Origin of the sequence: Chryseobacterium glaciei, from assembly GCF_001648155.1 — a bacterium.
GTDB classification, from domain to species: domain Bacteria; phylum Bacteroidota; class Bacteroidia; order Flavobacteriales; family Weeksellaceae; genus Chryseobacterium; species Chryseobacterium glaciei.
In genome coordinates, this window is the sequence record NZ_CP015199.1 from 2,895,466 (window position 1) to 2,908,048 (window position 12,583).

General features: G+C 32.2%; 15 protein-coding genes and 1 tRNA gene. 5 read left to right on the forward strand and 11 right to left on the reverse strand.

The features are described from left to right. Positions 1-298 precede the first annotated feature (298 nt). From A0O34_RS12865 to thrA, 9 genes are all read right to left on the reverse strand, one after another. Complete coding sequence (locus A0O34_RS12865) at positions 299-1,126, reverse strand: glycosyltransferase family 2 protein (RefSeq protein WP_066755201.1); 828 nt, start codon at positions 1,124-1,126, stop codon at positions 299-301. Between the two features lie 652 nt (positions 1,127-1,778). After that, positions 1,779-2,153: a hypothetical protein gene (locus A0O34_RS12870; RefSeq protein WP_066755202.1), complete on the reverse strand. Its 375-nt coding sequence runs from the start codon at positions 2,151-2,153 to the stop codon at positions 1,779-1,781. Between the two features lie 409 nt (positions 2,154-2,562). Then, a tRNA-Cys gene (locus tag A0O34_RS12875) sits at positions 2,563-2,633 on the reverse strand. A gap of 60 nt (positions 2,634-2,693) precedes the next feature. After that, positions 2,694-3,206: an RDD family protein gene (locus A0O34_RS12880; protein ID WP_066755203.1), complete on the reverse strand. Its 513-nt coding sequence runs from the start codon at positions 3,204-3,206 to the stop codon at positions 2,694-2,696. A 35-nt stretch (positions 3,207-3,241) separates the two neighbouring features. Further along, positions 3,242-4,606, reverse strand: a complete 1,365-nt coding sequence (locus A0O34_RS12885) for a DUF4403 family protein (RefSeq protein WP_066755204.1) — start codon at positions 4,604-4,606, stop codon at positions 3,242-3,244. Between the two features lie 37 nt (positions 4,607-4,643). After that, on the reverse strand, positions 4,644-5,012 hold the full coding sequence (gene folB, locus A0O34_RS12890; protein WP_066755205.1) for a dihydroneopterin aldolase: 369 nt from the start codon (positions 5,010-5,012) through the stop codon (positions 4,644-4,646). Positions 5,013-5,017: 5 nt separating this feature from the next. After that, positions 5,018-6,322, reverse strand: a complete 1,305-nt coding sequence (thrC, locus tag A0O34_RS12895; protein WP_066759699.1) for a threonine synthase — start codon at positions 6,320-6,322, stop codon at positions 5,018-5,020. A gap of 25 nt (positions 6,323-6,347) precedes the next feature. Then, entirely contained in the window at positions 6,348-7,274 is a 927-nt protein-coding gene (locus tag A0O34_RS12900) for a homoserine kinase (protein ID WP_066755206.1), read from the reverse strand. 10 nt (positions 7,275-7,284) lie between these two features. Further along, positions 7,285-9,732: a bifunctional aspartate kinase/homoserine dehydrogenase I gene (thrA, locus tag A0O34_RS12905; RefSeq protein WP_066759701.1), complete on the reverse strand. Its 2,448-nt coding sequence runs from the start codon at positions 9,730-9,732 to the stop codon at positions 7,285-7,287. Between the two features lie 65 nt (positions 9,733-9,797). Here thrA and A0O34_RS22355 point away from each other — a divergent pair, with 65 nt between their 5' ends. From A0O34_RS22355 to A0O34_RS22360, 5 genes are all read left to right on the forward strand, one after another. Continuing rightward, positions 9,798-9,959 (forward strand): hypothetical protein, encoded by a 162-nt coding sequence (locus A0O34_RS22355; protein ID WP_157886013.1) that lies wholly within the window; start codon positions 9,798-9,800, stop codon positions 9,957-9,959. An 81-nt stretch (positions 9,960-10,040) separates the two neighbouring features. Further along, the gene (locus A0O34_RS12910) at positions 10,041-10,253 is read left to right on the forward strand and encodes a bacteriocin-like protein (protein ID WP_066755207.1); all 213 of its coding nucleotides are present in this window, start codon (positions 10,041-10,043) and stop codon (positions 10,251-10,253) included. 8 nt (positions 10,254-10,261) lie between these two features. Further along, positions 10,262-10,483 carry a bacteriocin-like protein gene (locus A0O34_RS12915; protein ID WP_066755208.1) on the forward strand — a complete coding sequence of 74 codons (222 nt, stop codon included), beginning with the start codon at positions 10,262-10,264 and terminating at the stop codon, positions 10,481-10,483. Positions 10,484-10,547: 64 nt separating this feature from the next. Then, positions 10,548-10,733, forward strand: a complete 186-nt coding sequence (locus A0O34_RS12920) for a bacteriocin-like protein (protein ID WP_066755209.1) — start codon at positions 10,548-10,550, stop codon at positions 10,731-10,733. 28 nt (positions 10,734-10,761) lie between these two features. After that, positions 10,762-10,929 carry a bacteriocin-like protein gene (locus tag A0O34_RS22360; protein WP_157886014.1) on the forward strand — a complete coding sequence of 56 codons (168 nt, stop codon included), beginning with the start codon at positions 10,762-10,764 and terminating at the stop codon, positions 10,927-10,929. Between the two features lie 53 nt (positions 10,930-10,982). On the opposite strand, the gene A0O34_RS12925 is transcribed toward A0O34_RS22360, so the two are convergent. Both A0O34_RS12925 and nadA read right to left on the reverse strand, forming a co-directional pair. Then, complete coding sequence (locus tag A0O34_RS12925) at positions 10,983-11,483, reverse strand: hypothetical protein (RefSeq protein ID WP_066755210.1); 501 nt, start codon at positions 11,481-11,483, stop codon at positions 10,983-10,985. Then, complete coding sequence (nadA, locus tag A0O34_RS12930; protein ID WP_066759703.1) at positions 11,484-12,503, reverse strand: quinolinate synthase NadA; 1,020 nt, start codon at positions 12,501-12,503, stop codon at positions 11,484-11,486. Positions 12,504-12,583: the final 80 nt, after the last annotated feature.

Below are 12,583 nucleotides of genomic sequence, written 5' to 3' on the forward strand. Positions count from 1 at the left end.
ATAAACAGTAAATTTAAGATTTTAAACTAAGCTCTTATTATAAAAGGATTGTAACTGTTTTTGTGTTTAAAAAACATACAATTAAAAAGATATTAATAAAGTAATGCGAATTGCTTTTTACGATATTCTATTCGGGTTTTCATTTCCGGATAGATTTTTTTCATCATTTGTGTTTTTACGGTCTCCCGCAAGGGAGACCTTTTTTGATGAATATTAATAATAGAATTATAGAAATAAGGAATAAATAATACGGTTAATATTTATTTTGGGAACAAATATTTTCATCGGTTTTTAGAATCTACATAAATGCGATATTAAATTTGTTTCTTATTCTGAATAATGGCGCCGTCTGGTATTCTAAAAGTTTATAGATCTCATCTGCATTTGTAAATTGGTTCGGAATGCTTTTGCCGTTAATTCTTTTAATTCCTCTTCGTTTCATAGCATCATGAATTACTTTCGCAAATGAGTCTTTAGCACTTTCTTTAGAATTGTGCTGAGAAATTCCATCTGCATGAAGTCTGTATTTGTATAGATCTTCATTGATAAATACGACATCTCCTAATTCAAGGATTTTAAGATATAAATCCTGATCTACCGCACTTTTTAAATGTTGATTGATTCCCTGAGTTTTAAGATAAGTTTCTCTTTTAAAAGTAAAGAAATGAGCAAATTGAATAGGACAGTTAAAAAAGTACATGTCATTAAAAATTCTTTTTGTAGCACTGAAAGTTTTCTGTGGATTAAGATTTTCATCACACAACATCATTTTGGAGTAGGTAGCAACAGTTTTATTATTGAATAAATATTCTTCAGCCGATTCTTCTAAAGCATTAGGGTAAAGTGCATCGTCGGGATCTAAGTAAGCACAAATTTCTCCTGTTGCATGCTTCATACACTCTCTTTTTGTGAAACCGCAACCTTTGTTTGACGAGTTTTGAAAAAACTTAAAGCGTTCATCATCCTGTATGATAGTCTTGATTGTTTCTACAGACTCATCAGTAGAAACGTCATCAACAATTATAACCTCCCAATTTGTATAAGTCTGATTAATAATTGAATTATAGCACTCTAAAAAGTATTTTCCGTTGTTATAATTTGCAATAAGAATCGATATTTTATTCATATTTAAGTGAATTATAATTTATATCCAAATTTATTAATTAAAAATAAAATAAATTATGATTTAAATCAATGTGTGTTTGTTAATAATTATATATTTTATAGTTATTAATACTTATAAAGTGTATTTTAATTATTATGGACATAAATAGTTTAATTGTATTGACTTATGAAGTAATTGCTGTAAATGATGTGTGATTGATAATTTATTATTATTTCTTTTAATAAATGTGATTTATAGAATTGAAAGATGATGTGAAAAATTAAGATTTAAATTTTATTTAAGATTTCAAAAAATAAAATTAGTACTAATTTTAGGAGTCTTAGCTACTGCAATTCTACTACATAAAGTTAGGTGTTCATTTTCAATTATTTATTTTGTATTTGCAGTAGTAATGCATTGTGATTTGTTGTTACAGTGTATTTCTAAAGTTGAATTAATACATGAAATTAAAATAATAGTTATTTATGCTATTATGAGTATGCCCATAAGAAAATGAATTTTCACTTTTTAACTTTGTTAGAGAATTAAATGGATTAATATCTTTCGATATAATTTTATTTCATCATTTGTGTTTTTTTAACCTCCTTCCCAGGAGGTTTTTTTGTTGAATGAAAGGATGTGAGAAAGTATTATTTAGGATAAAAACAGCCCCTTAATTGGGGCTTTGCTTTTGTATGTAAGGGTTGAAATATCCATTCCTATGGGATGTTAGTTTCTTGATTGAATTGTTTATGCTGTCAATAGTTATTTGTTCCAATTCATAACTAATAGGCTTATTATTTTTCAATAGCTTACCTGAAATAAATTCAGACATAATATCCTGAGAAACATTATTGTAAATGGTTGCACTTGTGACAAACTGTATCTTAGCCTTTCGATCTGAATCAGCATTAATGTCTACATTTGTTTCAGATATATTTTCATGCATAGAAGGTGGAATTGTTGTTTTGTAAATAATCACAGCTTCGTATTTGTCTCCGCAAGAGTAAATCAACGCTAGTGTAGATACTATTATTAATTTTTTCATTTCTTTAAATTTACCTAAAGAAAATTAATTTTTAAATATAAAAATTACGGTAAACCGTAAGCTCTATTTGATAATGGTTAATTCTTTTCCTTTAATTGCAAAGAAAAGGTTTTATAATTGATGTATTGATTTTACTTCAACTGAATCAAGATTGCTAAAATATAACATTCCGAAAAAGTTATCATTTTTATCCAATATTTAGAATATCAAGCTCGTAAGTATTAGGGTATATATTCGCTTTTTGGCATAAGTGTAAATCTAAATTATAAAAGATGCCGTTTGGTGAGCTTTAGACCAGAAATATCCCCACCCTTAAAATCAATGAAAAGAAAATATGATTTGTGGTTGGCAAAAATATTAACACACTTTAAAAACAAAAAACCTCCAATCAATTGATTAGAGGTTTTTGAGGTACCTAGCGGATTCGAACCGCTGTAGATGGTGTTGCAGACCACTGCCTAGCCGCTCGGCCAAAGTACCATGATTTACCATTTTTGAGGTGTGCAAATATAACAAAATATATTACGCTACAAAAGTTTTTTAAAAATTTTCTTTTGCACCAAGGCTGTTTATATCGTCTTTTGCCTGTTTTTCAGCAACATAATTTTTAATATTAATTACTCGCGTATCACTCCAGTTATCATGCCATCCATTTCCTCCTCCTAAAAAAGAGAGCGCATCAAACGGAACCAGCCTTGAAATATTTCGAATAAAGCACTCTTGAAGCGTAGGTGTTGTTCCTTCTGTTGTTAAAACCCTGGTTCCTGTGATATATTTCCCCACCGTTCTTCCTTTAGTAAAATACTCCATTACAAATAGATATATAAAATAGAATAATGATGTTACTACAATATCTTCAACTCTGCTTAATTGTGAAAGTTTATCAGTAATATTAATAAAAAACTCAATATTTAATAATTGATACATCAATACGGAAAAGGTTCCGAAAAGGAAGAATAAAATATAAACGACAATTCTGTCTATAATCAAATTAGCAAATCTGACACCTTTAGAAGCTCTGTTGTCTTCAATAATTCTTAAAATTTTTCTCATGGTTTAGTTATAGTTTTAAATTTAGTTTTTTTAATTTACATTCCGTTGACGATTAATTTTAAAGTAGCATTAATGTCAATAACGGCGGTGATTCCTGTTGGATTTAAAAGAATATTGGTTGGTTTTAGGCTGAATACCTTTCCTCTCATATTCAATCCTTTATAATATTCTTTATTAAAGGCTTCTTCAATGCTTTTTCTTGAACTTTCTTCGATCTCCTGAGTCGGAATTCCATATTCTTCCTCAATCATTTTAACAATTTTCCCTTGGAATAAAACGGAAGCTGTTTTTTGAAGAATATTCATGGTTTTCAGTTTAAACTTGGTATTAGACAAAACAATTTTTCTTTTCGTTTCGTCATACACCGGAATTCCGGAAATGATGGCTTTTCCTTTTATATAGCCGTCCGTTTGAGCTTCGATCATGATTTTATTATCCAGTCCGTATACCCTGATATCTGTGATTTTTACTTTTGAACCCTTTAAATCAAACTCTTTATTCAAAAAAGTTTTTCGTGCAATATTGGATGCTTCTGTAAAAGGAATATTTGCAGTCGTCTGAAGTGAAAATTTATCTGCAAGAACAGGAATTGAGTTAAAATTACTCGCCGTTTTTATAGGTTGGGAAGATTCTGGTTTGCTTCCTGTAAAAGTTTCAGAATACACATCAATTCCAATATTGGTATCGATCTGATTTCCGTAAAATTTTAATGGAGTAATATTAATATTGATTGGGGTCACTTTCAGCCAAGTATTATATTCTTCAGAAATATTGAAAGGTTGTGTAAAAACATTCCATGCCATCATCGCATATTGTTGAAAATTCAATTGCGTAGCCATCTGTTGGTCAAGGGTTTTACAGAATTTTTCCTGCTGTTCTTTTAAGCTTTTTTCAACTAAAGAAGTGATTGGGATTTTAATTTTTCCATAATCCAAAACAGGTTTTGTAACCCATTTAAAACCATTAGGTTGCGTATTGGTCACAATAGTCCAGTTATTTTTAAAACTTAAAGACGTGTTGAACGACATCACCGTTTCAAAAGTGGTGTTCTGATACGTGTAAACTCCCAAAGTTCCGATGCCTTTTTCTGCCCAGATTTTCAATGGAACTTCAATCAGTAAATTTTGATTGGTTCCTCCAACTACACGGATGGCACGGGTTTTCCAGACTTTTACCTTGAATTGATCATTGTTGTTGTCGGTGTAAGAATCATCCTGATAGATCAAATCTTTCACAGAAGCGTTGATCATATTATTGATTTCCGAAAGCGGAATAGTCACCGGCATCGTAATACTGGATTTTATTTTTGGAAAATTATACACCGCCAATTGATTATCAACATTAGTCTGCCCAAAAATATTGATACACGTTAATAGAAATAATATTTTAATGAATTTCAATTTCTTATGTTTTTTAGAATACGAAAATAAGGATATTTTAATTTTCAGGTTTAAAACTTTTTTCCAGTTCAATACTTGCGCCTTTCATCTCGCCTTTCATTGGGGGAGCTGTTTTGGTAATTTTTAATTTAATGTAAGAAATCTGAGAAAATTTTTCATGAATTTTTGAAATAATTCTTCCTGCAACATGCTCCAATAATTTTGATTTAATTTTCATTTCACCATGAACGATTGCGTTGATATCAGCATAACTGATAGTGTCGCTCAAATCATCCGATTCTGAAGCTTTCCATAAATCTGTGTGAAGTTCCAAATTCAATATATAGTAAGTTCCGATGATATTTTCTTCCGGCAGAACTCCGTGATAGGCATATATTTTTACATCTTCGAGATAGATTTTGCTCATTGCTTTTAATTTTTATCAAGCAAAATTCGTTTTAATTCTTCAAAATCTGCGTTAATTTCTACAGTTTTTTTCTCTTTCTTCATTAATTCAGCCAATGATTCAGGGACTTCAATTTTAATGTTAGTTGCTTTTTCTACCGCATCAGGAAACTTTACGGGATGAGCCGTACCTAGAATAAAGCCTTTTTTATCAGGATTTTCTTCTAAATATTTTTCTAACGAAGCAAAAGCAACCGCACTGTGTGGTTCCAAAGTATATCCGTAATTTTTGTAAACTTTTGAAATCGTTTTTAACGTTTCATCATCATTAATTGAATAACCTGAAATTGTGTTTTTAAGATCATTAAATTGATTATGAAAAAGTTCTAAAATTCGTGTAAAATTACTTGGATTTCCAACATCCATAGCATTTGACAAAGTTGCAACTGTATCTTTATATTCTAATTTTTGAATTTTTAAATAATTCGGGACAACATCATTTTCATTACAAGCTGCAATAAAATGTTCCACGGGCAGTCCTCTGAAATGAGCTAGAATTCCTGCGCAAATATTCCCGAAATTCCCACTTGGAACACAGATTACAGGATTTTCATGATTAAATTTTTGCCATTGTTTTAAAGCTAAAAGATAATAAATCTGCTGTGGAAGCCATCTCGCCACATTGATGGAATTAGCGGAGGTTAAAAATAAATTTGAGTTGATTTCTTCATCCGAAAATGCCTGCTTCACCATATTCTGACAATCGTCAAAAGTTCCATTGACCTCAATTGCCGAAATATTTTCACCCAATGCCGTCAATTGCTTTTCCTGAACCGGACTTACTCTGTTTTTTGGATATAAAATCACTACATTCACTCCCCGAGTTTTGTAAAAACCGTGAGCAACCGCACCTCCTGTATCTCCTGAAGTTGCCACCAAAACGGTAACTTTCTTATCTTCATCCTTTAAAAAATAGGAGAGACATTGACTCATAAATCGAGCGCCAATATCTTTAAATGCCAACGTCGGACCATGAAAAAGTTCTAACACAGAAATTCTATCATTAATTTTTTTCAACGGAATTTCAAAATTGATTGTTTCTGCAACTATTTCTTTTAATAATGACTCAGGGATTTCATCACCAACGAAATCTTTCATGCATATGAACGCAATTTCTTCATCTGAAAACTGATTTAAATTTTCAATAAAATCTTTTTCAAACTGAGGAATATTTTCAGGGAAAAACAAGCCTTTTTCATTTCCCTGACCTTTAATGGTGGCAGTTTTAAAATTAACCTGTTCTTTTTTATCTTTTAAATTATAGTAGATCATTGTCTTGATTTTAATTGAATTAATTCTAATCTTCATTAATGATTTCAATTCCCGCAGGATTGATTTTTGAAACATACACGAAACTTTCTATATTAATTTCATCATAAATCGATTTCATCATTTCAGCAATTTTCTCTGCAGTTTCTTCCTTTTCTGTCAACATAAAAATTGAGGGACCAGAACCTGAAATTCCCCCACCTAAAGCTCCAAGCTGTAAACTTTTTGCTTTAACTTCATCAAATTTCGGAATCAAAATACTTCGAACAGGCTCAATAATAACATCGTTGAGACTTCTTCCGATCAAAGCATGATCATTTTTTTCAATTCCGGCTACCAATCCTGCGATATTTCCCCATTGTTGTACAGCGTCTTTAAGTAAAATATTTTTCTTTAAAATTTGTCTTGCATCTGATGTTTTCACTTCAACTTGTGGATGTACCGCTGCAACAAATAAGTTTGGACAGTTTAGCGGAATAATATCAATTGGATCAGTTGATTTTACTAATGTTATTCCGCCCAAAAGGCAAGGTGCAATATTGTCTGCATGCCTTACACCGGAAGCTAATTCTTCTCCAAACATGGCAAAATGGATCATTTGATTTTGAGAAAAAATATTTCCTAATAAAGTATTAGCTCCAAAGGCGGCTCCGGCGGCACTAGCCGCGCTGGAGCCAAGCCCGCTTCCCGGTTTTATATTTTTATGAATAGTCACCTCAAAACCATTTTTAAGCTTCAAATGTTCCTGAATTTTTAACAGAACAACTCCAGCAACATTTTCTTCCGCTTTTTCAGGAAGTCCAAAATTATCTGTGTGTTTTATAATGATGTCGGGAGTTTCCAGTAATTTAAACTCCATTTCATCATAAGGTTGGTTGATTGCCATTCCTAAAATATCAAAACCACAAACCAAATTGGCAACTGTTGCAGGAACTCTTATTTTTATCTTTTTCATATTTTATTATTTAAATTGAACGAACGATATCTGCAAAAACTCCGCTTGCTGTTACTTCAGCGCCCGCACCAGCTCCTTTTACGACTAATGGTTGCTCAGAATATCGCAAAGTTTTTAGAATAACAATATTGTCTTTGCCGTAAAGATGAAACACGTCACTTTCCGGTGCGATGTGCTGTAGTCCGACTTTGGCTTTTCCGTCTTTAAATTCGGCAACATATTTTAAAATTTTACCTTCTTTTTTAGCTTTGTCTAATATGTTTTTAAAATGATCTTCATATTGAATCATCTTGCTGTAAAAATCATCAACACTTCCGTTCATACATTCTTCAGGAAGAAATTGGATGTTTTCTATTTCATCAAACTGAAGCGGATATCCGGATTCTCTTGCCAGAATTAAAATTTTTCGGGCAACATCTGTTCCTGCCAAATCAAGTCTTGGATCAGGCTCTGTAAAACCTTGTTTTTGTGCTTCGGCTACGACCTCAGAAAACGTTTTGCTTCCGTCATAATTGTTGAAAACAAAATTTAATGTTCCACTCAATACGGCTTGAATTGAAGTGATTTGGTCACCGCTTCTTATCAGATCATTAATAGTTCCGATAATAGGAAGGCTGGCTCCCACATTGGTTTCAAAGAAAAATTTGCAACTGTGATTTTTAGCAATATTTTTTAATGATTTATATTTTTCAAAGTCAGAGGAAGCGGCAATTTTGTTGCAGGCGACAATATTTATGCTTCTTTTTAATACTGTTTCATAAATTTTGGGAATTTCTGCATTGGCTGTTACATCTACAAAAACTGAGTTTCTAAGGTTTCTTGAAATAATTTCTTCTGCAAATTTTTTGATGGAAGCTTGTTCGCCATTTTCTAGTTTCTCATTCAATTCATTTTGTGAAATTCCCTGATCTGAAAATACCATTTTACGACTGTTGGAAATTCCTGCAATTCTTAAATTAATTAAAAGATTTTCCTGCAAATATTTATTCTGATCATAAATCTGCTGAATTAGTTTTGAACCAACATTTCCTGTTCCGCAAATATAAAGGTGAATCTGTTTTATTTCGGATTCAAAAAACTCTTCGTGAAGTACATTTACGGCTTTTTTAATATTTTTTTCTGAGATCACAATGCTTATATTTCTTTCTGAAGAACCTTGAGCAATAGCTCTGATATTAATTCCGTTATTTCCTAAACAACCGAACATTTTAGCGCTTACACCGCTCCTATTTTTCATATTTTCTCCGACCAGAGCGACAATTGAAAGTCCGGATTCTATTTTTACAGGAGAGATTCTTTTTAATTTTAAATCATCCTCAAAAGAAGAATTGATGGTATTTTCTGCATTAAAAGTATTTTTTTCATTGATCGCAATGGTAATCGAATGCTCCGAAGAACTTTGAGTAATAAGGATTACATTTATTTTTTCATAACTGAGACATTGAAACAATTTTGCCGAAATACCGGGAATCCCAACCATTCCGCTGCCTTCTAAAGTAAGAAGGGCTATGTTGCTCATATTTGAAATTCCGACTGCGACTTGCTGTTCTTCACCTTCTGAAATTTTAATGTTATGAGATATGAAAGTTCCTGAAGCTTCGGGATCAAAAGTATTTTTAATCCTTAAATCAATATTTTTCACCATTACAGGCTGAATTGTTGGTGGATAAAGAACTTTTGCTCCAAAATGAGAAAGTTCCATTGCTTCCTGATAAGAAATTTCCGGAATGGGTTTCGCGTTAGGAGAAAGTTTGGGATCTGCGGTCATCATTCCGCTTACATCAGTCCATATTTGGAGTTCTTCAGCATTGAGTAATGACGCAAATATTGAGGCAGTATAATCTGATCCGCCTCTTCCCAACGTTGTTGTATTTCCGTTGTGATCTTTAGCAATAAACCCGGGAACGACAGTTATTTGGTGTTGATTTTCTTCAAAATATTTAATTAAATTTCTTTCAGTAGCTTCAAAATCAACTTTTGCATTGGTGAAGTTGCTGTTTGTGATAATATGATCCGCAGAATTCATCCAGACAGCGTCCAATTTTTCAAATTTAAATCTTGCAGCAATAATATTTGATGATAAAAATTCTCCATAAGAGGTTATTTTATCTTTGGTACGACCTGTAAATTCACCTAAAACAAATATTCCGTTGCAAAGGTCTTCGATATCATTAAAATGTTTTTTTACAAAACTTAGCCATGCACTCTGTTCTAAAATCGGGATAAGTTCTTTTACAAGATTTAAATATTTTTCTTCAATTGTTTTGATGATGGAAAGATAGCCGTCATCATTATTTGAAGCCTGTTCAGCTGCTTTTATGAGCTGATCTGTTACGCTATGTAACGCTGAAACTACAACAACTATTTTTTGTGAAGATTCTTTTTTAATGATATTTTCTACTTTCAGAATATTTTCTGAATTGGCTACAGATGTTCCGCCGAATTTGAGGACTTTCATCATTTTTTGATTTTGAATTATTGAAATAGAATTTTTCACTCTTTAAAAAAAGAGCACGGGTGCCGATGATAATATGTGAAAATTTACCCCGTTATGGGGTAGTAGTTGTAGAAACAGAAGATACTTCAGAAGTAGAAAACTTCGGAATAGAAATATCAGATATGTTTCTTGTAAATTTCATTGTTGTAAAACAAATGTACAAATTATTTTTAAATATCAAAATGTAAAGGGAAAAGATTATTTTTCAATATAATGTGATTTATTAAAAATATTTATTAAATTTATAAGCTAAACTAAATCAAATTATTATGAAAAATCTAAAAAAATTAAACAGAAAGGATTTAGAACAAATCAATGGGGCAGGAGTGCCGCCAATTTCACATTGCAACGGTTGCCCGACAGGTGCCTTTGGACCAAATGATACTCATTCTTGTGAAGCGTATTGGGGACTTCCGGAGACTTGTAGAAAATGTGTTCTTGTTAATATGGAGTGTTTTGAACTAGTTCCAATATTAAAATAAATAATACTATGAAAAACTTAAGAAAATTAAACAGACAAAATTTAGAACAGATTAACGGAGCTGGAGTTTCACGTTGTGATGGATGTCCTAGTCATCTTGTTTTTGGCCCTGGAGGAGGATGGCCTGATACCTCTAGTGCTTCTTGTGAAGCCTATTTTGGTTTATCCGAAACCTGTAAAATGTGTGTGATGGTGAGTGTAGATTGCTTTGTTCAAATCTCTGCGATCTAAAAAGTGTTGTAAAAACTGGAATTTATATTTTAAACTAAACTAAACTAAACTAAATCAAAATATTATGAAAAATCTAAAAAAAATTAACAGAGAAAATTTGAAATCAGTTAATGGCGGTGCAACTTGTAATTATGCTTGCCCTCCAGGGCCTTACGGACCCGGGTTTCCAAGATCGTGTGAAGCTTTTGATGCTTTGCCGTCATGTTGTAAATCAAAAGTTTTAGTGAGTATGGATTGCTTTCCTCAATAATAACTTAAATATCAAATTCAAATAAACTATGAAAAATTTAAAAAAACTTTCAAGAACAGAACAAACGAAAATCCAAGGAGGTTTTACACAGGTTCAGATAGATGCTTGTGGAGGTGAAGCATATGTATGCTTCCGTGCAGGAGGATGGGGTTGTTGGAGAAAACCTGGAGGAACTTGTTATGCACCTATGGTTTAATAAAGAAAAAAGCACTGTAAAAACAGTGCTTTTGATTTTTAATTACTTTTTAACTATTGAGAATTAATTTTTTTCTTTGGAATATTTAACTTAGAACTTAAGTTCGGAAAATATTTTATCATCTCTGAAATGTTTTTTCCTGCAGTATCAATAAATTTCCAGAGCTTTCCATTATCTTTAGAAATACCTATTAAGTAATAGTCTCCTAAAATTTTACCTTTTGGAGTTTCCATTTCTATTTTTTGATGAACTACAGTTTGTAATTCAGCTTTATTATTTATAATATCTGAAACCTCAGAAAAAGTAACATCTTTAAAAGTATATCCCGCTTTTTCCATCTGATTTATGGCGTCCACAGAAGCATCAATCATTTTCTTTTTATTTCCATACATCTTTATTACTCCATCATAAACGTAATTACTAAAAGCGTCATAATTTTTTTCCATGAAGTATTTCCTCATGTCATTAGCTTGTTTAATAACGGTTTGTTTTTGATTTTGCGAAAAACCAAAAATAATGATACATAAAAATATAATTGAAAATACTTTTTTCATTTATTTTATACTTTTCGAAAGATCAAGCATTGCCTCAATGGGCTTTAATGCTCTCAAACGAAGTTCTTCGTCGATAAGGATCTCAGGTAATTCATATTTCATACATAAGTACAACTTTTCCATTGTATTACGTTTCATGTAGAAACATTCTGAGCAATTACAGCTTTCGTCAAAAACCAAAGCAGGAATCAATTCTTTATGCGGTGCACGTTTTCTCATTTCGTGAAGAATTCCTTCTTCTGTAGCAATGATGAACGTCTGGCATTCGTCTTTTTCCACATAATCTAACAGAGCAGAAGTAGAACCGATAAAATGAGCCAGTTTCAATACGGCTTCTTCACTTTCCGGATGTGCAATCATTTTAGCATTCGGATGATCTGCTAACTGTTGTGCAATTCTCTCCATAGAAAAGGCTTCGTGAACGATGCAGCTTCCGTCCCAAAGAATCATATCACGTCCCGTTTTTTTAGATAAATATCTTCCTAGGTTTTTATCCGGAGCGAAAATAATTGGTCGGTCTTTTGGTAAAGCTTCAATCACCGTTTCAGCGTTTGAGCTTGTTACAATAATATCACTTTCCGCTTTTGTTTCAGCGTTACAGTTGATGTAAGTTGCGATCAGAGCATTAGGATGCTGCTCACGCATTTTTCTCAAACCTTCTCCTGAACAACCGTCTGCCAAAGAGCATCCCGCCATGGTGTCTGGAAGAACTACTTTTTTAGTTGGGTTCAGGATCTTCGCCGCTTCTGCCATGAAATGTACTCCGCAGAATACAATCATATCAGCGTTGGTATCTTTTGCCTGTCTTGCCAATTGTAGAGAATCTCCCAAGAAATCGGCAATATCCTGAATCTCTCCAGGTTGGTAATAATGCGCTAAAATAACCGCATTTTTTTCTTCTTTCAATTTAAGAATAGCTTTCACCAATTCTTCTCCTTGAGGAATTACCAAATCTTTTATATCTAAAAATCCCCTTACCGGAATCGCAGATTTAGCTTTTTCTAATGTTTCGGTACTCATATCAACCTCAATGTTTTTACTCATTAGAAATTAGAAGTTAGAAATTAGAAGTTAGATTTAGCCTTCCGGCTTCCAGCTCC